Source organism: Sinorhizobium sp. P24N7, from assembly GCF_042436655.1.
GTDB classification, from domain to species: domain Bacteria; phylum Pseudomonadota; class Alphaproteobacteria; order Rhizobiales; family Rhizobiaceae; genus Sinorhizobium; species Sinorhizobium meliloti_A.
Window position 1 is genome coordinate 100,115 of record NZ_JBHMIW010000005.1, and the last position, 18,881, is coordinate 118,995.

Consider the following 18,881-nt stretch of genomic DNA (forward strand, 5'->3'; position numbering starts at 1 on the left):
ACAGCCGCGCATCTACCGACGCCACCTCCGCGATGTCCTAGAAGTGTCGTGGCAGTCGATCCGGTAGTGACAGCTGTTGGCGCGGTGCAGCCCTAGACAGTGCTCACCTGAACGTGGCGGCAATCTCCCCCCATCCTTCACCATCCAATAGGGGCACCCGAAACGTGCACCGGTATCCGGCACTCATTGTCAGAAAGTCTTGTGACGAATCGGCAGGCCCGCTAATTTCCGCAGCACAGGCTTGGCCCACGCCTCCTCCCTCCTTTCGGGGAAGTATCGCACATGCAGGGTAACGACATCATCATCGAACCATCTGTTCGAGCATCGCATAAGGAGGGATTGCGCTTCTGGCTCGGAGTGGAGGTTCTTCGATGAAACTTTCTGCCCCTATTTTCCAGTTGAAACGCCGAGCCAAGCTCATGGCCCGGAATAATAGTGTCCCCCTGCACGAAGCACTGGACCAAGTTGCGCGTGAGGAAGGGTTCGCGAGGTGGAGCCTCCTCTCGTCCCAAGTCGCAGCGGCATCACTGTCCAGATCAATCCTAGCTCGGCTGGATAAGGGTGATTTGCTCTTGATGGCCGGCCGCCCAGGACATGGCAAGACCACGCTCGGCCTTCAACTGTTGCTCGACGCTGCGCGAGACGGCAGAAAGGCGGTCTTCTTCACGCTGGAATTTTCCGAACAGCAGGCGAGGCGACACCTTCGTTCTTTGGACGAGGGACCCCACGGTTTTTGCGACAAGCTGGAAATCTTGACGTCTGATGATATTAGCGCGGACTACATCATCCGCCATTTATCGGGGTCGGAGCGCGGGACGGTTGCCGTGATCGACTATCTGCAGATACTGGATCAGCAGCGAACTAAGCCAGCACTGTCGAACCAAGTTCTGGCTCTTCGCGACTTCGCTAAACAGACTGGAGTTGTACTCGGATTCATTTCGCAGGTAGATCGGTCGTTTGATTCGGAAAGCAAGCGCCTGCCGGACATTCGGGACATCCGTCTTCCAAATCTCGTTGATTTGGGGCTCTTCAACAAAGCCTGTTTCCTACATAACGGTGAGGCCCAGCTTCAAGACGTTGCCTAACGCGCTCAACTCCCGCGATGCCCTGGAAGTGTCGCGGCAGTCGATCCGGTAGGGACAGCTGTTGGAGCGATGCAGCTCTGGACAGCGCTTGCATGAACGTGGCTCACCTAACGGTTGCCGGTTTTCCAATCACAGGATTTCGATTTTACGCCAGCCGTTTTCAGCAATACGCTTCACTGACGAAATGCTGGAGAATCGCCATGAACCGCGCGCTTGCATTCACAGTGGCCGTCCTGGCCTGCTCTCCACTGTCGGCACACGCCCAGGACACCTCCATGAGCTTCTTCGTCACCAGCGCAAATCCGGGCAGGGGTGGCGACCTCGGAGGACTGGCCGGAGCCGACGCATACTGCAATTCCTTGGCGACGGCGAGTGGTTCGACGGGCAAGACCTGGAGAGCCTATCTATCCACCGACACCGAGAACGCCAGGGATCGGATCGGAAACGGTCCCTGGTACAACGCCAAGGGCGAGAAGATCGCCGACGATGTCGCCTCCCTTCACAGCGACGGCAACAACGTGACGAAGCAGACGGCTCTCAACGAGAAAGGCGAAGTCATTCCCGGCCGTGGCGACAGCCCCAACCGCCACGACATCCTGACTGGCTCGAAACTAGATGGAACTGCCGCACCGGAAACCTGCGGCAATTGGACAATGGGCGGCGCGGAGGGCGCGGCGATCGTCGGCCACAGCGACCGAACGGGCCTGGACGATTCCGATGCGGCGAAATCCTGGAATTCGTCGCATTCGACGAGGGGCGGCTGCTCGAACGAGGCATTCAAGGGAACCGGCGGAGACGGCCTCTTCTACTGCTTCGCAAGCAATTGACGGTGGCAGGGCCGCTCGCGGCATACACCCGGTGCCGAAAAGCAAGCCGGCGCCACCAGTCCAGAATGGGCAACGCGTTTCTGTTTGGGCACAATCTCGCTTGAATAGCTGACCGAAGGCGTTCAGGTCAGAAAGGGCATGATATCTACGCCGTCTCCTGGGAAGACTGTGATGTGCGGGTGGTCCTGGAACAGCCGCGCCGCGGCCTCGATGCTTTCCGCTTCGACGACAAGGTAGCCGCAAAAAGGGTTCACGGCATCGGCGATACCGTCCCTGGTTACGCGTGTCGTCTTGCCCACCATGCCACCACGATCGAGGATGGATGCGGCGTTTCTGTCCTCCCATGCTGCCCACTGTTCCAGTCCGACTGCGTCGATCGCGTCCTGCTCTGCCTTGGGCAGACTGCGGAAGGCGGCGAGGTCTTCGGGCTTCATGGTGTACACGGCTAGAAAACGGGGCATTGGCGCTCTCTTCGTGGTGGTAGATGGCTGCCAACTTACACCGTGTGCGGCCGAAGTCACCCGCATTGCCGCCACTTGTTTGATTTCCTCATTCCTGTGCTTGTCACAGGAATCCAGCCAGACCAAGTCCTTGGGCTGGAAAGGCTCTTTCCGCGCCGCGGACGCGGCGCTGCTCTCATCCCTGTGACGAGCACAGGAATGAGAGCGGGGAGGGTGCGGTCCCTCGGCGCGTTCTATAAACCGTGAAGATAGCGAGGCGGCGCGGAGGGTCCCGGGTCACGCCCCTGTACAGCGTCCCGCTTCGCTTCGATGCGAGAATGTAGACGTACCCTTTCATTGCGTGACAGGTTGACCATTCCCTCGCATATTCGCAACGGAAGTTGCAGTAGCCGCACATCCCGGTCCCTCATTCCTGTGCTTGTCACAGGAATCCAGCCAGACCAAGTCCTTGGGCTGGAAAGGCTCTCCCGCGCCGCAGACGCGGCGCTGCTGGATCCCTGTGACAAGCACAGGAATGAGGAACGAGGAGAGATTGCAGTCCTCCGCTGTAGCCCTTTAAGCGGCTGCATGTTTTTGTCTATTGATCGGCTACGATCAAAGGAAACATGCAGTGGCGCACGAAGCAACCCAGTCATAAACTCAAAATGAATCTCAACAGGCCTTAGCGGATTTACTTCATGGCAGTAATCGCCAACCATTCCGTTTCCTTCCGGTCGTAAGCGCCACCCAACCACGCTTCCGTTTCAATCGCCCGCCAAGGTGCCGCTGCACGCCAGAGCCGTATCAACTCGTCTTGCGATAGATAGTTATAATGACGACCAAGTGCGTCCGGACCTTCCTCGGCTCCTGTTTTGAAGCTCGCCCAAACGACCCCGTTTTCGATCATCGCCCGGTAAACTTTCTCGATCACACCGCGAAGGTCGGATCGACGTACATGGGTCAGTGAAGCGCAAGCGTATACGCCGTCATAAATCCCGATGGCATCCAGCTCATTGAAGAGCATTGTCTTGACCGGCCGTCCGATGCGGCGCGAAGCAATGGCGGCGAGTTCGGGGGAGCCGTCAGTGGCGTCAAGATCAAAGCCTCTTTCGATGATGGCGGCTGCATCGACACCGCCACCGGTTCCCAGTTCCAGGACTTTACCGTTTGGCCTGCAACGGTCGAGGAAGGTGAACAACCTCGGATTGGGAGCACCCCCGTTGGCAGCATATTTCTCGGCATTCGTGTCGTAGAAGCCTAGTGTTACGTCGGTCATCAGAAAATCGCTCGCCCCAATTCGTGTCGGTCATCATCGACGGCAATTATAAAGAAGGGGTGACCGCGTCCGGGCGCAATCCGGTCGGTTACCGATTACCGAAGAAGTCCATCGCGCCCGAACTCCTCCCATCCGGCCAGGTTGGAGGCGACGTCTCCGTGTTCGGAATTCGACCCGCCCTTGGCGGTGTTTCTCAACGATCGCGTCAACTTCGCCTTGTACGCAGCCCGTCTGCGGTTTTCGGCGGCAGCCGCCGCGTCTTCCTCGCGCCAATCTTCGACGACGCCTCGATCGAGAATGTCTCCGACAATCCTCGGGTCGAAGACATGAAACGTTATCTTTCTGGCGCGCCCGCGCAACTTGACCGTTCGCGTTCCAGCACTCGGCAAGCGTCCGTCGGCCAGCCAGCGATGTCTTTCGCTCGTCTTGATCGTGAGAATGTCCTCGATCTCGCGCGGAATCACCGGAAGGGTCTCGATGTTTACCAACGCCTCGGCGACGACGGCCGATGCGGCGTGGAACGCAGCCTTCTCGCTTGCGGACATCATAAGCGTGAGCTCGCGACCATCGAGATTGAGCGATTTCTTCGTGGCAGACGGAAGCCGCGCGCGAATTTCCAGAAGGATGCCCTTCATGCGGACGGATGAACCCAATGTCGCCGCTGGCGGCAGCACCCATGTCTTGAGCAGCTCGATGCGACTGTTGTCGTGTTTCGGCATGACGCTTAGATGGGTCGCTTCCTTTGGATCGTCAATGACGTCATGCTGTTGGAGACTTGGAGACAGAGCGTCCTCTAGGGTCAAGCCAAAAAGTATGGTAAGCGCCAGCCAGACAACAACAGGAGTGTAATGGTGAGCGAACCGACCGTCGCAGATGCGATAAACCGCATTTATGAATCGCTCCAGGCGGACAATGCCGACATCGACGCGCATATCGCGACTCTCAAGGCAGCGTTGACGCGGGAGGGGTTGAAAGAGGCCGTCTTTGATCCGGGCAGGCTCGCACAGAACAACCGTTCTGGCAGGAAGCTGATGCAGGCCTACTTTCGGCAGCGCGGCGTAACGGTCAAATACTCGGCTTCGTAAAACCGTCCCATGTCGTCAGACATTGCCGTAGGAGACGGCCGAGCTGATCACCCGGCGAGGCTGCCGCCACGAGCGCAGCCGGCCGACTGGCGCGCCGCATCGCATTCGTCGCACCCTGCCTCTACCGGATGCAGGAAGACGAGTGGACCGCGGGCCAGTTGATCCGCGGCGATCCTCGCGATGTCTCGCGAGCGGATCAGGCGAGCATGGGCATGGCCAACCGGGCCCTCCCGCTGCAAGCCCTTTCGCCTCAGCCAGGTGTCGGCAAGGTTGAAGTTCTGGCAGCAGTGATCGTTCTCGCGATAGTCGATGCGGATCGGCCTGCCGTTATCGAGGACGGTACAGTGTTTCGGCACTCCATAGGGGACCTTCGCCATCAGCTCGGCGAGATGCAGCGTGGTGTCCGAATCGTGCCCGACGCCGAGGAGGAGCACTTGCCCGTCTAGTTCGTGGATACGCCCTATAGGACTTGCGGGAGCGTGCGGGGGCAGGGGCAGAGTGTCTGATGTGATGCGTGCTGCAAGCGGGCCGGCTGCCGCAAACGCGAACGGATGGTCGCTGCGCGTCACATTCTCCAGACACCAGAACATGTCGGCGAGTATTCCCAGATCGGATGTTGCAGGTGTCGTCGCGGGGTCGAACGGCTCGTCGTCAAGACCCGACCATGATGGCATGACGAGTGTGCCCTCCGGGCCAATGGCGGCACGCAGAGCGGCAATCACGCCGAGCGGCCCGCCTTCGACAGGCCTGATGCTGCGAAAGGAACTGTGAACGAGCAGAACGCCTCCAGGCTTTACCCCGAGCGCAATGAGTTGATCAACGATTTCCGAAGTCCGCCATTCATATTGTTGAGTCATGGATTACCTATTGGTAACCGCTGGCATTGCGACAGCAAAAAGCGCGCTTGTTTGGGCCAAGCGCGCTCCGGCGAACGATCTGCAGCGGGGTTACGGCACCCTCGATCGATCCCGTTGAACATAGCATGAAAACGGCCGGCGAACAACGATGCGGAAGCTCCGCGGACGCCGTCTTGGGTTGCGTCCTTAACAGATATAAGCGGCAATGAGTTGCCATGTTCCGGCTTTTCGAGCATGTTCGCATCTGGGCTGCATGCGTTTCCGCATCGGGCTGGGAGTGAACAAAGGGACGGGCAGGTATGGCTCCGGGCGTCGCAGCCGCACATCCGGAGGCATGAACCGTGCCGATCGGTGGCTGCGCCTGCAGAGATTGCCGGTCTGTTCGGCGTCCGTCCTTCTTTCTCCAGCGATGAGCCGTGGGGCGACGTTGGTTGCAGCGTGCGCTTTGGTGTTCGTGCCGAAGGGGCAGGAGAGGGTTGGTGAACGAGATGTCGACGGTCTCGCCGGTCGCCGGCGGCGCTTCCACTATTCGAGCCATTTGAGGTTTTCGTGGCGGGGCCGCATTATCGTCTGCAGACATTCGGGGAGTTGCGGCTGGTCGATTCCGGCGGCGTGGTTGTGGCGTGTCCCGAGCGGGGGTCGCTGATACTCGCCTATCTCTGCGTGTCCGGGGAGAAAACGGCTTCCCGTGAAAAGCTTGCAATGCTGATCTGGCCCGAACGGGAAAAGAGCGTCGCTTTCAAGAACCTGCGGTCGACATTGTGGCGCATGCGCCACCTTGCCGCGGAGTCGGGGCCGCTCATTACGGCGACGGAAACCGAGGTTACGCTGGGGGAGATTACCTGCGACGTCGACGGTTTCGAGGCGCTGGAACGTTCGGAAGAGGCGTTCCGCACCGGGCTTGCGCTGTGGCGCGACGGGTTTCTGGCAAGCGCGGATGTGCCGCCGGGCCGCTATGCGGATTGGGTCGGAGAACAGCGGCGGCTGTTCACGCAGGTGATGCGTGCGGCGCTTCTCGGCGGCGAAGAGCGGTTTGCCGACAGGTCCCTGCGGCGCAGCGCGTGCATGCACCTCCTCGAGCTCGATCCGATGGATACCGCCGTGCGTGCGATCCTGGAGCGGATGACCGGCGGGGGGCTGGTCATCGGGGGCGGCAAGCCGGAAAGGGCCCGGCTGCCGCAGGCTGCGTTTGGCAGGGAGTTCGCAAGGGAGGCGAGTGCTCCGCCGGTTGCGCCGGCACCCCGTGTCGCTCTGCTTCCGCCGGCGGCCTTCGGCAGCGATCCGATGCTTCACGCGGTCAGCGTGGCCGTGGTCGAGGACATCACGATCGGGCTATGTGCGCAACGATCGATGTCGGTCGTTGCTCCTTACACGGCGGAGCGGATACGGGATGCCGCGGACAAGGCTGCGTTCCTGGAAAAGCATGGCGTCACCTATGCGCTCGACTGCCGCATGTCGGACCAGGGACTTTTCACGCAGCTCATATTTCTGCCGTCCGACGCGATCGTCTGGGCGGAGCGGTTTGCGATATCTCCGGTCGGTCTGCTCCAGCAACGCCAGGAAATCGCCTTTCATGTCGCCCGGGCGGTGACGGAGCAGGTCGAGACCGGCCGTGCCGCGCGTATCGACTATCTGGCCCATCCGGAGGCCTATTACGCCTACCTCGCCGGCCTGCGAAACCTCTCCAGCGTGGGGCTTCCCGAAATCCGCAGGGCACGCCGCGATTTCAGGGCGGCGCTCAAGCACAAGCCGGATTTCGCTCCGGCGCTGAGCGGGATGGCGCGCACCTATGCAATCGAGTGGATCCTGACGGCCCGCGGCGATCGGGAACTTCTGTCGGTGGCGGAGCATCACGCCAAGGGGGCGATCGAAAGCAATGAGGACCTGCCCGGAGCACACCGCGAGTTCGGTGTCGTCAAACTCTATCAGGGTGATCTCGACGAGAGCCTTGCGGCGCTGGATCTCGCCGAAAATCTGAGCCCGCATTATGCCGACGTGCTTTACAGCCACGCCGACACGCTCGTTCATGTCTCCCGTCCGCGCGACGCGCTGGACAAGCTGGCCAAGGCGCTTTCGCTCAATCCGCTGGCGCCCGACACGTATTTCTGGAGCGCTGCCGGTGCCAGCTATTTCCTCGAAAACTATGAGGACGCGATCGGCTACGTTCAGAGAATGAAGGACAAGTCGCCCGGCGACAGGCTGCTTGCGGCAAGCTGGGCGATGCTCGGCGACCAGAAGAAAGCACGGGCGTACCGGATGCGGGCGTTGAAGAGCAATCCGACATTCGACGTCGACAAGTGGCTTGCCGTCGTTCCGATGAAGGAACAATGGCAGAAGGACCTCTATCGTGAGGGGCTGAAAAAGGCGGGGTTTTGAGGATGAGGGATAGCGATATGGCGAAGGTTGTTGTGATAGGCATTCCCGGCGAGCCGGGTCTGTGGCTGGCGGACCTGGGGAGCGGAACCGTGAGGCCGCTCGATCAGGTGACGGGCGACCTGGCCGTGGCGGACAAGCTCCGTGCACAAGGGGGGACGATCGTCAAGAATGTCGACCTCGCAGTGGCTGTGTCCTCCGCCGACAAGGTGTTTTCGGGCCATTTCGACGGGTGACCGGTCCCGGCATTGGGGTGGGGCCGACTTGCGCAATGAATATTCCGATCGTGTGCTGAGTCCGGAAGAGACCTTCGACCGTGTAAGGCCTCTGCTTTCCGGTTTCGGCATAACCCGCATCGCCAGGCACACGGGACTGGACAGGACCGGAATCCCGGTCTGGTGCGCCTATACGCCGAATGCGCGATCCATCGTGGTTGCACAGGGCAAAGGGCTGACGGATGCGGAGGCGAAGGTTTCCGCCGTCATGGAGGCGCTGGAGCGCGCTGTTGCCGGCGAACCCGCCGTCGAAACCATAGTGGCCACGATGCGCTCCCTGCGGGCGTCCGGGCGGACCGTGAACCCGCTTCCGGGGCTGATTGCGGCCGGGCAGGAGGAAATCGGTCCGGACGAAGAACTGCTCTGGGCTCCCGGCTCCGACCTGATCTCCGGCCGCGAGGTGCTCGTACCGCTCGACGCGGCGCAGTTGGACCGTACCCGGCCTTCGCGTTTCTGGATGTCGTCGGATGGGCTCGCATCGGGAAATTCCATTCAGGAAGCGACATTGCACGGGCTGCTGGAGCGCATCGAGCGCGACGCCCATGTCCTGTGGGGCGTGTCAGGGCCGCAGAGCCGTTACCGAAAGTGCGTTGCTCCCGAGGGGTTCGGCGATGCAGCGCTGAATAGTCTCGTCGAGCGCATCAGAGCCGCCGGTCTCGATCTCCGGCTTTTCGACATTACCAGCGACATCGGTATTCCCTGCTTTCTGGCACTGCTCGGCCCCTCCGACATCGCCATCAGGGACGATGGTCGTTTCGTCGATGTGACAAGCGGCTGCGGGGCGCATGTCTTTGCCGTTCGCGCGGCGATCAGAGCGGTGACCGAAGCGGCGCAGTCGCGGCTCACCTTCATGAGCGGCGCGCGGGACGACGTCTTTCCCGAAACCTTCAGCCGGCCTTTGCCGGACTCGACCCGCCGGGCCTTCCTCGCGGCGCCGTGCCTGCATGCGCCGGCGGCGCCGCATGCCGGCGGCGATCCGGATGGGCTGCTGCGGCACACCATCGGTCATCTAGAGGATGCAGGCGTGCAATCAGTAATTGTGGTGCGCCTGTCGGGTGAAGCTCTGCCGTTCGCGGTCGTCAAGATCTTCGTTCCCGATCTTGAAAACCCTGACGGTGAAAGAGCGCGCCGATTCGGTCCGCGCGCGCTTTCCAAAGCGCTCGCATCATAAAGGAGCAGACCCGCAAAGCATTTGGCGAGGTCCACTCCGGTACTCTACCGGTGCGAGTGCAACGCTCGTGCAACGCGCGGAAAATCCGAACTCGTCTATAGTCGCCGTCAGGGAAGCGCACGGAATGGGGGTTCAAATGGATAATCATCCTTCGTCCTTGACGGATACTGAAACGGAACTTGCGAGCATCGCCAGAATGCTGAGCCACATTCGCGATAGCGCCCGCGCATTGGACGCTCAGGCCGTCGAATATTGCGTCGAGATGGCGCTGCAGGCCGTTGCCAACGAGTTGCGGGATCGCAGCGAGCTCGTCATCGCGGCGGCGGGCTTCGACGCCAGAATTCACTCGCTGCAATAGCAGCGGGCGCGGGTCGCGTCGCAAAGGGCCAAGGCGGCTTCGCCGTTCAGAGACGGTGGGGCGATCCATGGTCGGGCGGGGAAAAAGCGCGCTTCGGGAAGACCCGCGGCGCGCTCCTCACATCTAACGATCCAGCTCCGGGTAAACCCTGTCGAGAAAACCGGGCCGCAGCTTCTCGCCTATCATGCAGTCTGCCGCGGCTTCGCCGGCTGCAAGGCGGAGCGCCGGCGCGGGAGTGAGGTCGCTTACTTCCAGGATAAGCTTCTGGCGGATTGCGATCGCGAAATCCTCGGGCTCATGGACGGGCAGGACGAAGGAGCCGGGGCCGCCGATGACGCATTCGGCGTAATACTGGTCGAGCGGCCCGGTCGAGACCGAAGGGCGGATGAGGATCGCAAGCCCGTTGATGATGATTCCGCGCGATACGGCATCGTTGCGGGCAGGCGTGACCGGCGGCCCGGTATTGTTCGGTCCGTCACCGGAGATGTCGAGGACCCGTCGCGCACCCGAAAAGGCGTTCGAATCGATGAGGCTCGTGCCGAAAAGGATCGCGTTGGAGATCGAGGTGCCGCGCCGCGTCCCGATCGGCCGGGCCTCCAGCTTGACGGCGAAGGCTTCGGCGTCGGCAGCATTTTCGATCACCTGCCAGTTTACGACGGAGGCCTCGTTTACCAGCCCTGCCCATTCGAAATAGCCGATTGCGATCCGCCCGAGGAGCCCGCCCTGGACCGCATTGATGAAATCCGGGTGTCGCAGCGCCTGCAGATAGCCGGAGCGCTGCACGCGCGCCTCCTCCATGTCCATCGAACCCGACATGTCGACAGCCAGCAATAGCTCCACGTCCACGTCGGCGGCCATGGCTGCCGACTGTATCGGGCTCCCGCTCAGAGCCAGGATCAATGCTATCGTGCCTAACATCGCATCAGCCAATCATCGTGGATCACGCGTCGGGCGTTCTGCCCCTCTATCCCGGGCACCGCGATTTGCCGTAAAACCGGCCTCGGCCTCCGGGCCGATGTAATTCGATGAATGTACCACAGGATTGGAAATCCGCGACGGCTGGCGCGACGCGAGCCTACAATATTCGGTGATCGCGGCAAGGGCTGCGCCACCCGCCGCAATGTCACCAACCTCATCGAAGAATAGGCCACAATGTTTCACTCGAGCTGGAACTCGGATATCGCATGCGTCGACCGGCTGCAGCGCGCGGCGTTCGGCTACTTTCTTCGTCATTCCGATCCGGCAACCGGTCTGGTGGCCGACACCTCGCGCGAGGGTTCTCCGTCGAGCATCGCCGCCACCGGCTTCGGACTGGCAGCCTATCCGGTCGCGGTCGAGCGCGGCTGGATCGGGCGGGCGGAGGCAGCCCGGCGTGTGTTGGCCACCCTCGCATTCTTCGCGGCGAGCCGGCAGCAGAGCGACGTACGGGCAAGCGGCTATCGCGGCTTCTATTATCATTTCCTCGATATGCGGTCGGGAGAGCGTGCCTGGCGCAGCGAACTCTCCACGATCGACACCGCGTTGCTCCTTGCCGGTGCCCTGGCCGCAGCGGCCTATTTTTCCGGCTCGGGCGGGCAGGAGAGGGAGATCAGGAGCCTCACGGCGTTTCTCTATGAACGGGCCGATTGGAACTGGGCGCTCAATGGCGGCGATACCGTCACAATGGGCTGGCGGCCGCCGGGGCGCTTCCTGAAACACCGCTGGCGGGGCTACAGCGAGGCGCTGCTCCTTTATGTCCTGGCACTGGGATCGCCGACACGACCGATCATGCCGCAGAACTACGACGCCTACACCGCGGCGCATGAATGGCTCACGCTCGACGGGGTGGCGCATCTCCACGCCGGCGCGCTCTTCGTCCACCTGTTTCCGCAGGCCTGGATCGATTTTCGCGGCCTTCGCGACCGGGGGATGCGTGAAAGGGATAGCGACTATTTCGAAAACTCCCGGCGGGCCATCAGGCTGCAGCGCGCCCACGCCGAAGAAAATCCCCATGGCTTCGCGGGTTACTGCAGCCATCTATGGGGCTTCAGCGCCTGCCACGCGCCGAAAGGCTGGCTGCGGCTTCGCGGCGGGCGGCGGCAGAGATTGCTCGGCTACGAGGCACGCGGCGCACCATTCGGCGCCGATGACGGTACGCTTGTTCCATGGGCGTCGCTCGCCGGCCTGCCGTTCGAGCCGGACGCGTGTCTCGGCAGCCTTTCCCACCTGATGTCGCATTATCCCGCGCTCGTTAAGGAGGGTTGCCTTCCCGGCGGCTTCAATCCCAGCCTGCCTGGGGACGGCCCCGAGGGTTGGGTGGACGACAGAATCGTCGGGCTTGACCAGGGGCTCGTGGTCATGATGATCGAGAACTGGAGAAGCGGCCTGATTTGGGAACTGACGCGCAGCATTCCGGCATTCAGCCATGGGTTGAGCAGGGCCGGCTTTGCGGGCGGCTGGCTTTCGTCGACGCTGCCTCGAGTCTGAAACGAGGGAAGCGGCCCGAAGCGGCTTCGTTCCCGTCTGGAGTGCCGCGATGGTTGCCCTTGTTCCTGCGCTGGCTTTTGCCGCCGCTATCGGATCCGGTCTGATGGCCGGGCTCTTCTTCGTCTTCTCGGTCTGCATCATGCAGGCGCTGTCGCGGCTCCCGCCTGATCAGGGGGTCGCCGCGATGAACGCCATCAACGTGGTCATTCAGAACCCGCTGTTTCTCTCCGCCTTCATGGGTACGGCGCTGCTTGGCCTGATCCTCCTCGTCATGGCCTTCATCTGGGGCGGGCAGGGGAGTTATCTGCTGGCAGCCGGCGGTCTCGTCTACCTTGTAGGCACGCTCGCGGTGACGGTCGCGATCAATGTTCCGCTGAACGACGCGCTTGCGGCCGCCCCTGCCGGCCAGGCAGCCGCCGAGCTCTGGCAGCAGCGATACCTGACCGACTGGGTCCGCTGGAACCACGTGCGCACCTTCGCTTCGACAGGCGCGCTCGCCCTTTTCGTGCTCGGCTTCGCGCGAATTTAGAACACTCCTGGAAAAGTGACGAACGGTTCTCCGTGCGGAACCGGATCGTTTTGAAGAACCGGATCAGCGCCCGGCATAGCGTGGCTCTCGCCGCTCTCTCCAGGCGGCAAGCCCTTCCTTGAGATCATGGCTCGGAACCAATCGTGCGAATTGCTCGCTTTCGCAAAGCAGACCTTCTCCGATGGCCATGTTGAGACCACGCGTCACGGCCGTGATGATGGCGGCGGTGGCAAGAGGGGAATGGCGGATGATGCGATCGGCAAGCGCTCGGGCCGAGGCGATCAGTTGATCATGCGGCACGACGGCATTGACGAGCCCTATGTCCAGCGCGCGTTGGGGCGAGAATGCGTCCCCGGTCAGGAGCAGCTCGAGCGCACGCTTTCGCCCTGCCAGGCGAGGCAGTCTCTGCGTACCCCCGAATGTCGGCGGCATGGCAAGCTTGATTTCCGGTTTGGCGAAGCGAGCCCGCTCGCTCGCTATCGCGAGATGCACCGCTTCGGTCATTTCGCAGCCGCCACCATAGGCGAGACCGTTGACGGCAGCGATCACAGGCTTCGAAAAAGCCTCCAGGCGATGCGTCAGCTGTTGCCCCCGCCGGACAAAATCGCGGCCGGCGGCGTTCACGCCTTTGGCCACGCTGCCGGCGAATTCGTGAATGTCGCCGCCTGCGGAAAAGGCGCGATCGCCGGCGCCGGTGAGGATGACTGCCTGCACCGTCTCGTCGATTTCGACACGGTCGAGAAGGGCTAAAAGTCGATCGATCAGTTCGTAGTTGAGGGCATTCAGCTTTTCGGGCCGGTTGAGGGTAAGCAGGGCGATGCCGGCCGAAATTTCGATAAGAACCGTATCGGACATGAATTGTCTCCCATCAAGTATTGACGAGTGGAGGCTAAGTCGGCGACAAAGGAATGTATATTCACTAGTCGGTATACATAGCCCATGACGACGGCACCGAACACACGCGAACGCATCGTTTCCGCCGCTTCCAAGCTGTTCTATGCCGAAGGGATCCGCGCCGTCGGCGTGGACGCAGTCGCCGAAGCGGCCGGCGTGACGAAGCGAACGCTCTATTATCACTTCAAAAGCAAGGACGACCTGATTGCCGCCTATCTCGAGGGGCGCGATCAGCCGAACCTCAAGCACTTCCGGAAATGGTTCAGCGAAACCGAAGGCGAGGTGGCATCGAAAGTCGAGGGCATCTTCCTCAATCTTGCCCGCGTCGCCCGACAGCCGAAATGGAAGGGCTGCGGCTTCCTGCGCACCTCCGCCGAACTCGCCGGCATGCCGGGGCACCCGGCGATCCGTATCGGCGCCGCGCACAAGAAAAAATTCGAGGACTGGCTCCGGCAGGTGTTCGAGGCAGAAGGGATCCTAGAGGCGGAAGCGCTCGCGCGGCAGGTCCTGTTGCTCCTCGACGGCAGCTTCGCCGTCGTTCTGCTTCACCGTGATCCGAGCTATATGGAGACGGCGGGGACGGCCGCGGCCTCGCTCGTCAAGCTGGCGCTATCGGAGCGGACAATCGGGAGGGTCGAATGACAGTACGACGCATCGTTCCTAATCTTCAGGTGTCCGATCCGCTTCAGGCGCAGCGGTTCTATGCGGACCTGCTCGGCCTGGAGGTGGTGATGGATCACGGCTGGATCGTTACATTTGCGGCGGTTGGCCGCTCCGCCATGCCGCAGGTGAGTTTCGCCACCGAAGGCGGGTCCGGAACGCCGGTCCCGGCGCTCTCGATCGAGGTGGATGACGTGAACGAAACCTATCACCGCGCTACGGCCGCCGGTGCGGAGATCGTCTACGATATCACCGACGAAAGCTGGGGCGTGCGCCGGTTCTTTCTGCGCGATCCGTTCGGCAATATCGTCAACGTCCTTTCGCATCGGGCGAGGGCTTGACCCCGATCTTCCCCTAAAATCGAATGCCGCGGCGCTCGCGCGGGCCCACATCATCGGCCGCCGCATGGTGCGGGAGGATTTCGAGCGGCTGACCGCCGTCAACGACAACAGGCCCGACATTTCCAGCAGCAGCCTAGATCATCGTCAGCGCGTTTGCGACGTCGGCGACGAGATCGTCCGGGTGCTCGATGCCGATCGACAGGCGGATCGTGGATTCGAGCACGCCGATCCGGGCGCGGACCTCGGTCGGCACGCCGGAATGCGTCATTGCCGCCGGGTGGCTCGCGAGCGATTCCGTACCGCCGAGGCTGACGGCGAGCTTGAAGATCTGCAGTGCGTTGAGGAAGCGGAATGCCGCCTCCTGGCCGCCGGCGATGTCGAAGGAGAAGGTCGATCCCGCGCCGGTGCATTGCGTGGCGAATACACGGCCGACCGGCGTGTCCGCGTCGTGGAACGGCAGATAATGGATCCGCTCGACCTTGGGATGGTCACGCAGGAATTCGGCGACGATGCGGGCGTTGTCGTTTGCCTTTTCCATACGCACCGACAGGGTTTCGAGCGATCGGCCGATCATCCAGCAGGAATGCGGATCGAGCTGTGTGCCGATCGAGCCGCGCAGGGCCTTCACCTGCCTGATCAGCGCCTTGGAGCCGAGAACGGCGCCGGCGATCAGGTCGGAATGGCCGCCGACATATTTGGTCAGGGAATAAAGGGAAAGATCCGCCCCGTGTTCGATCGGGTGTTGAAAGACAGGGCCGAGCAGGGTGTTGTCGCAGGCGACGATCGGCCGATGCGCCTGTCTTTCTCCGATTCTTTCGGCAATGCGCCGGATCAACGCGACGTCGACGAGGCTGTTGGTGGGATTGGCCGGCGTCTCTATCAGGATCGCGGAGACCCGCCCCTTGCTCATCGCTTCTTCAGCCGCGGCATTGACGGCCGCCTCGTCCGTACCATCGCCAAAGCCGACCGCGGAGACACCCAGGTTGAGGAAGGTCTTGGCGAGCAGCGTTTCGGTGCCGCCGTAAAGCGGCTGGGAATGCAGGATGGAGTCTCCCGGCCGCACGAAAGCGAGAAGCGTCGTGGCGATCGCCGACATGCCGGAGGAAAAGAGCGCGCCGGCTTCCGCTCGTTCGAAAATGGCGAGTCGGTCTTCGACGATCTCGCTGTTCGGGTGATTGAAGCGGGAATAGACGAGCCCGGCACCCACGCCAGCGGGCGGTTCGCGCCGACCGGAGACGAAGTCGAAGAAGTCGCGGCCCTCCTCGGCGGAGTGGAAGACGAAAGTCGAGGTGAGAAAGATCGGCGGCTTGACGGCACCCTCCGAGAGCTCGGGGTCGTAACCATAATTCAGCATCAGCGTTTCGGGATGCAGTTTGTGGTTGCCGATATGGGTCTTGGAGGGGTGCGGCGCGGTCATGGGTTTTTCTCCTTGGCGCAGGCAGACTCTACTTCCGGCTTAAATATACCAAACGTCTGCGTCCGATCCTTGCTATTTGCGATCACTTCGTTTTGATGCCCGCATCTCTTGCCGGTGCAAAATCCTCGACAGTGCCTCTGCTGCACGTTTTTTGTCCTTTGCAGCAGGCCAGCGGGAATTGACTACACGCCGGCGGAAAGCGACATTGCCGCCAGCGCGCGAAGTGGAGTCCGCCATGGAACACGTTCAGCAGACGGACCTGCAGAGACCGGTGCACCGTCACATCTCCACCTTCCTGCGTTCGTTTTCCACAAGCGGCCTCCTCGTCGGCATTCTGTTCTTTGCGGTTTCGTTGACTCCGAGTCTGATACCCAGGCCCTATCTGATTCAGGCCGTGATCTCCGGATTTTCCCTTGCAGCCGGCTACGCGATCGGCGTGTTTCTGCGCTGGCTCTGGTCCTTCTTCGAACTCCCCGAGCCCACGGTGCGGCGCGCGCGAACTTTGAAAATCGCCGCTGCGATCGTTTCGATAGCGGCCGCGGCCGTATTCCTGTGGCAGGCGGCGCATTGGCAAAACACAGTACGGCACATCCTGGGTCTCGAGCCCATCGAGAGCGCCGAGCCGCTCCAGCTCGGCCTGACAGCCGTGCTCATGTTCATCGTCCTGGTCCTCCTGGCGCGGCTGTTCCGGCTGACCTTTCGCGTTCTTTCCCGATGGCTGCAATATTTCCTCACGCGGCCGATCGCCAATGCTCTCGGCGGGCTGGTGGCGCTCGCCCTGTTCTGGTCGGCTGCGAACGGCGTGATCTTCAAGTTCGCGCTTCGTGCCGCAGACAGTTCTTTCCAGCAACTCGATGCACTTATGGATCCCGAGATCGCACCGCCTGCCGATCCCGCCAGGACGGGGAGCGGCGCGTCGCTCGTGCACTGGGACGAGCTCGGGCGGCAGGGACGGCAGTTCATCGCGTCCGGCCCGACCGGCGCCGACATCGGGGCGTTCTTCGGGGCTGCAGCTCCCGATCCCGTGCGTGTCTATGTCGGGCTTAATTCCGCCGAGACCGCGCGGGAGCGGGCGAAGCTGGCACTGGAGGAGCTGAAGCGCGCCGGAGGCTTCGAGCGCAAGTCGCTGATCGTCGTCGTGCCGACCGGCACCGGCTGGATCGACCCCGCGGCGCTCGATACGCTCGAATATCTGCTTCACGGCGACGTCGCGAGCGTGGCCGTGCAATATTCCTATCTCACCAGCTGGCTCTCCCTGCTGGTCGAGCCGGGCTATGGTGCCGAAGCGGCCGACGCTCTCTTCGACGCGGTCTATGGCTACTGGACGACGCTGCCCAGGGATCGTCGGCCCAAGCTCTATCTGCACGGGCTCAGCCTTGGCGCGATGAATTCGCAAGGATCGGTCGATCTCTTCGATGTCATCAGCGACCCCTTCCAGGGCGCGCTCTGGAGCGGACCGCCGTTTCCGAGCACGCTCTGGCGTTCGGTGACGGCTGACCGCGTCGCCGGCTCGACCGCCTGGCTGCCGCGCTATCGCGACAGCTCCGCCATCCGCTTCACCAGTCAGGAGAATGCGCTGGACATTCCCGGTGCGCGCTGGGGCGCGATGCGGATCGTCTATCTGCAATATGCCAGCGATCCGGTGACCTTTTTCGATCCCCGTTCCTTCTACCGGGAGCCGGACTGGATGAAGCCCCCGCGGGGGCCGGACGTTTCGCCGGCGCTGAGCTGGTTTCCCGTGGTCACCGGACTGCAGCTGCTTGCCGACATGGCGCTGGCGACGACCTCGCCGATGGGCTACGGCCATGTCTACGCACCGGAACACTACATCGACGCCTGGATGGCGGTTACCGATCCGCAAGGGATTACGGCCCAGGATATCACGCGATTGAAGGCGCAATTCAGCAAGCGGTGAGCTGCCTTCATCGCTCCGACCGCAGAGAGAGGCCGGGACGCCGCAAGCTTCCGATACGTCTAGGTCACGAACCCCGACAGCAGCCCCTCCATTGCGCCGATGATCTTGCGATGCTGATGGGCATGGCGGGTGCGGAGACTCGTTGCCGCATAGACGGTCTGCGGGATGACCGGCGCGTCGGCCACGACGGCAACGCGGTCGGCGAGCCGATCGGCAGTCGCCTGCGTCACGTAAGCTGCGCCGCCGAGCGTGCGCAACAGGTCCGTGACGGCCATGTTCTGGCCGGCGGCGAGCGAAGCTCCCGAAAGATGCGGAAGCGCCAGGCGGTGCGCCCGGTCGAAGGCCGGCGAGTAACTCGAACGGATATAGGTTTCAGGCTTCACACCGGCCATCTCGGAAGCATCGGTGCTGACCAGCACGTAATGCAGTTCGCCGATCCGTTCATAGTGAAGGTCGGGCAGGAAATGCGGTGTGTAGAGGATCGCGAGATCCAGCTCCCCGGCGGCAAGATCGCGGTTCATCTGGTTCGAATAATCCGCCTCCATATAGATCTCGGTTGTCGGCAGGTCGCGGCGGATCGCAGCGACCCAGCGGCCGGCAATGGTCTCGGCCAGGTCGTGCTGGATTCCGAGCCGCATCGAACGTTCCAGAGCGCCTGCACTCGCGACTGCACGGGTGGCCTCATGCCACTGGTTTTGCAAGGCTTTCGCATAATCGAGAAAGCGCAGTCCGGCGGCGGTCGGAAGGGTTCCGCCCTTGTTGCGGGTGAAGAGCTTGCGGTTGAACTGCGTCTCCAGGGCCTTCACCCGATGAGAAACCGTGGATTGTGTGATGTTGAGGCGCTCGGCGGTCCGGTTGAAGCTGCGCGTTTCCATCAGGTCAAGAAAGGTCTCGATCAGGTCAACCTGCATT

The 18,881-nt window shown here is 62.2% G+C and carries 20 protein-coding genes and 1 pseudogene; 12 read left to right on the plus strand and 9 right to left on the minus strand.

The features are described from left to right. The first annotated feature begins 371 nt into the window (after window positions 1-371). Together ACFHWW_RS10025 and ACFHWW_RS10030 are read left to right on the plus strand one after the other, a co-directional pair. Window positions 372-1,085: a DNA helicase gene (locus tag ACFHWW_RS10025; protein ID WP_100671792.1), complete on the plus strand. Its 714-nt coding sequence runs from the start codon at window positions 372-374 to the stop codon at window positions 1,083-1,085. Window positions 1,086-1,285: 200 nt separating this feature from the next. Then, window positions 1,286-1,912: a hypothetical protein gene (locus ACFHWW_RS10030; RefSeq protein ID WP_379938110.1), complete on the plus strand. Its 627-nt coding sequence runs from the start codon at window positions 1,286-1,288 to the stop codon at window positions 1,910-1,912. Window positions 1,913-2,034: 122 nt separating this feature from the next. On the opposite strand, the gene ACFHWW_RS10035 is transcribed toward ACFHWW_RS10030, so the two are convergent. The 4 genes and pseudogenes from ACFHWW_RS10035 to ACFHWW_RS10050 form a co-directional block, all read right to left on the minus strand. Further along, on the minus strand, window positions 2,035-2,373 hold the full coding sequence (locus ACFHWW_RS10035; protein ID WP_198516694.1) for a hypothetical protein: 339 nt from the start codon (window positions 2,371-2,373) through the stop codon (window positions 2,035-2,037). A gap of 253 nt (window positions 2,374-2,626) precedes the next feature. Continuing rightward, a pseudogene (locus ACFHWW_RS10040) lies at window positions 2,627-2,710 on the minus strand (GIY-YIG nuclease family protein); the annotation flags it as partial. A 333-nt stretch (window positions 2,711-3,043) separates the two neighbouring features. Next, window positions 3,044-3,628, minus strand: coding sequence for a methyltransferase domain-containing protein (locus ACFHWW_RS10045; protein ID WP_379938111.1), 585 nt, complete (start codon window positions 3,626-3,628; stop codon window positions 3,044-3,046). 95 nt (window positions 3,629-3,723) lie between these two features. Beyond that, window positions 3,724-4,347, minus strand: a complete 624-nt coding sequence (locus ACFHWW_RS10050; protein WP_379938112.1) for a hypothetical protein — start codon at window positions 4,345-4,347, stop codon at window positions 3,724-3,726. 129 nt (window positions 4,348-4,476) lie between these two features. Here ACFHWW_RS10050 and ACFHWW_RS10055 point away from each other — a divergent pair, with 129 nt between their 5' ends. After that, window positions 4,477-4,713: a hypothetical protein gene (locus tag ACFHWW_RS10055; RefSeq protein WP_100671788.1), complete on the plus strand. Its 237-nt coding sequence runs from the start codon at window positions 4,477-4,479 to the stop codon at window positions 4,711-4,713. A 47-nt stretch (window positions 4,714-4,760) separates the two neighbouring features. Here ACFHWW_RS10055 and aac(3)-IV read toward each other — a convergent pair whose 3' ends face one another. Beyond that, entirely contained in the window at window positions 4,761-5,570 is an 810-nt protein-coding gene (gene aac(3)-IV / locus ACFHWW_RS10060) for an AAC(3)-IV family aminoglycoside N-acetyltransferase (protein WP_379938113.1), read from the minus strand. Between the two features lie 549 nt (window positions 5,571-6,119). On the opposite strand from aac(3)-IV, the gene ACFHWW_RS10065 reads away from it, so the two are divergent. The 4 genes from ACFHWW_RS10065 to ACFHWW_RS10080 all read left to right on the plus strand — a co-directional run bounded on the left by ACFHWW_RS10065 (window position 6,120) and on the right by ACFHWW_RS10080 (window position 9,747). Beyond that, a complete protein-coding gene (locus ACFHWW_RS10065) occupies window positions 6,120-7,946 on the plus strand; it encodes an adenylate cyclase (protein ID WP_379938114.1) in 1,827 nt (608 codons plus the stop codon). A gap of 17 nt (window positions 7,947-7,963) precedes the next feature. Then, on the plus strand, window positions 7,964-8,179 hold the full coding sequence (locus ACFHWW_RS10070; RefSeq protein ID WP_324762092.1) for a hypothetical protein: 216 nt from the start codon (window positions 7,964-7,966) through the stop codon (window positions 8,177-8,179). A gap of 28 nt (window positions 8,180-8,207) precedes the next feature. Continuing rightward, window positions 8,208-9,389: a YcaO-like family protein gene (locus tag ACFHWW_RS10075; protein WP_379938115.1), complete on the plus strand. Its 1,182-nt coding sequence runs from the start codon at window positions 8,208-8,210 to the stop codon at window positions 9,387-9,389. Window positions 9,390-9,513: 124 nt separating this feature from the next. Next, on the plus strand, window positions 9,514-9,747 hold the full coding sequence (locus tag ACFHWW_RS10080; protein ID WP_275597593.1) for a hypothetical protein: 234 nt from the start codon (window positions 9,514-9,516) through the stop codon (window positions 9,745-9,747). A gap of 123 nt (window positions 9,748-9,870) precedes the next feature. On the opposite strand, the gene ACFHWW_RS10085 is transcribed toward ACFHWW_RS10080, so the two are convergent. Further along, window positions 9,871-10,665: a DUF1194 domain-containing protein gene (locus ACFHWW_RS10085; RefSeq protein WP_100671784.1), complete on the minus strand. Its 795-nt coding sequence runs from the start codon at window positions 10,663-10,665 to the stop codon at window positions 9,871-9,873. A gap of 234 nt (window positions 10,666-10,899) precedes the next feature. Here ACFHWW_RS10085 and ACFHWW_RS10090 point away from each other — a divergent pair, with 234 nt between their 5' ends. Continuing rightward, window positions 10,900-12,213, plus strand: coding sequence for a glucoamylase family protein (locus ACFHWW_RS10090; protein WP_338282534.1), 1,314 nt, complete (start codon window positions 10,900-10,902; stop codon window positions 12,211-12,213). A 49-nt stretch (window positions 12,214-12,262) separates the two neighbouring features. Next, entirely contained in the window at window positions 12,263-12,742 is a 480-nt protein-coding gene (locus tag ACFHWW_RS10095; RefSeq protein ID WP_100671782.1) for a DUF1772 domain-containing protein, read from the plus strand. Window positions 12,743-12,805: 63 nt separating this feature from the next. Here ACFHWW_RS10095 and ACFHWW_RS10100 read toward each other — a convergent pair whose 3' ends face one another. Beyond that, entirely contained in the window at window positions 12,806-13,597 is a 792-nt protein-coding gene (locus ACFHWW_RS10100) for a crotonase/enoyl-CoA hydratase family protein (RefSeq protein ID WP_275597594.1), read from the minus strand. An 84-nt stretch (window positions 13,598-13,681) separates the two neighbouring features. Here ACFHWW_RS10100 and ACFHWW_RS10105 point away from each other — a divergent pair, with 84 nt between their 5' ends. Further along, window positions 13,682-14,278 (plus strand): TetR/AcrR family transcriptional regulator, encoded by a 597-nt coding sequence (locus ACFHWW_RS10105; RefSeq protein ID WP_379938116.1) that lies wholly within the window; start codon window positions 13,682-13,684, stop codon window positions 14,276-14,278. Continuing rightward, window positions 14,275-14,637: a glyoxalase superfamily protein gene (locus ACFHWW_RS10110; protein WP_379938117.1), complete on the plus strand. Its 363-nt coding sequence runs from the start codon at window positions 14,275-14,277 to the stop codon at window positions 14,635-14,637. The genes ACFHWW_RS10105 and ACFHWW_RS10110 overlap by 4 nt, the downstream gene beginning before the upstream one ends. A 133-nt stretch (window positions 14,638-14,770) precedes the next feature. Here ACFHWW_RS10110 and ACFHWW_RS10115 read toward each other — a convergent pair whose 3' ends face one another. Then, entirely contained in the window at window positions 14,771-16,054 is a 1,284-nt protein-coding gene (locus ACFHWW_RS10115; RefSeq protein ID WP_379938118.1) for a cystathionine gamma-synthase family protein, read from the minus strand. 235 nt (window positions 16,055-16,289) lie between these two features. On the opposite strand from ACFHWW_RS10115, the gene ACFHWW_RS10120 reads away from it, so the two are divergent. Continuing rightward, entirely contained in the window at window positions 16,290-17,969 is a 1,680-nt protein-coding gene (locus tag ACFHWW_RS10120) for an alpha/beta hydrolase (protein ID WP_379938119.1), read from the plus strand. 59 nt (window positions 17,970-18,028) lie between these two features. On the opposite strand, the gene ACFHWW_RS10125 is transcribed toward ACFHWW_RS10120, so the two are convergent. Next, the gene (locus ACFHWW_RS10125) at window positions 18,029-18,880 is read right to left on the minus strand and encodes a LysR family transcriptional regulator (protein ID WP_100671776.1); all 852 of its coding nucleotides are present in this window, start codon (window positions 18,878-18,880) and stop codon (window positions 18,029-18,031) included. Window position 18,881: the final 1 nt, after the last annotated feature.

Excerpts from the sequence above, each read along its gene's own strand:
- ACFHWW_RS10070 (WP_324762092.1), top strand. The coding sequence starts at position 7,964 with ATGGCGAAGGTTGTTGTGATAGGCATTCCCGGCGAGCCGGGTCTGTGG.
- ACFHWW_RS10025 (WP_100671792.1), top strand. The coding sequence starts at position 372 with ATGAAACTTTCTGCCCCTATTTTCCAGTTGAAACGCCGAGCCAAGCTC.
- ACFHWW_RS10050 (WP_379938112.1), bottom strand. The coding sequence starts at position 4,347 with ATGCCGAAACACGACAACAGTCGCATCGAGCTGCTCAAGACATGGGTG.
- ACFHWW_RS10125 (WP_100671776.1), bottom strand. The coding sequence starts at position 18,880 with ATGCAGGTTGACCTGATCGAGACCTTTCTTGACCTGATGGAAACGCGC.
- ACFHWW_RS10035 (WP_198516694.1), bottom strand. The coding sequence starts at position 2,373 with ATGCCCCGTTTTCTAGCCGTGTACACCATGAAGCCCGAAGACCTCGCC.
- ACFHWW_RS10115 (WP_379938118.1), bottom strand. The coding sequence starts at position 16,054 with ATGACCGCGCCGCACCCCTCCAAGACCCATATCGGCAACCACAAACTG.
- ACFHWW_RS10120 (WP_379938119.1), top strand. The coding sequence starts at position 16,290 with ATGGAACACGTTCAGCAGACGGACCTGCAGAGACCGGTGCACCGTCAC.
- ACFHWW_RS10090 (WP_338282534.1), top strand. The coding sequence starts at position 10,900 with ATGTTTCACTCGAGCTGGAACTCGGATATCGCATGCGTCGACCGGCTG.
- ACFHWW_RS10110 (WP_379938117.1), top strand. The coding sequence starts at position 14,275 with ATGACAGTACGACGCATCGTTCCTAATCTTCAGGTGTCCGATCCGCTT.
- ACFHWW_RS10045 (WP_379938111.1), bottom strand. The coding sequence starts at position 3,628 with ATGACCGACGTAACACTAGGCTTCTACGACACGAATGCCGAGAAATAT.
- ACFHWW_RS10080 (WP_275597593.1), top strand. The coding sequence starts at position 9,514 with ATGGGGGTTCAAATGGATAATCATCCTTCGTCCTTGACGGATACTGAA.
- ACFHWW_RS10030 (WP_379938110.1), top strand. The coding sequence starts at position 1,286 with ATGAACCGCGCGCTTGCATTCACAGTGGCCGTCCTGGCCTGCTCTCCA.
- ACFHWW_RS10100 (WP_275597594.1), bottom strand. The coding sequence starts at position 13,597 with ATGTCCGATACGGTTCTTATCGAAATTTCGGCCGGCATCGCCCTGCTT.
- ACFHWW_RS10055 (WP_100671788.1), top strand. The coding sequence starts at position 4,477 with ATGGTGAGCGAACCGACCGTCGCAGATGCGATAAACCGCATTTATGAA.
- ACFHWW_RS10095 (WP_100671782.1), top strand. The coding sequence starts at position 12,263 with ATGGTTGCCCTTGTTCCTGCGCTGGCTTTTGCCGCCGCTATCGGATCC.
- ACFHWW_RS10085 (WP_100671784.1), bottom strand. The coding sequence starts at position 10,665 with ATGTTAGGCACGATAGCATTGATCCTGGCTCTGAGCGGGAGCCCGATA.
- ACFHWW_RS10105 (WP_379938116.1), top strand. The coding sequence starts at position 13,682 with ATGACGACGGCACCGAACACACGCGAACGCATCGTTTCCGCCGCTTCC.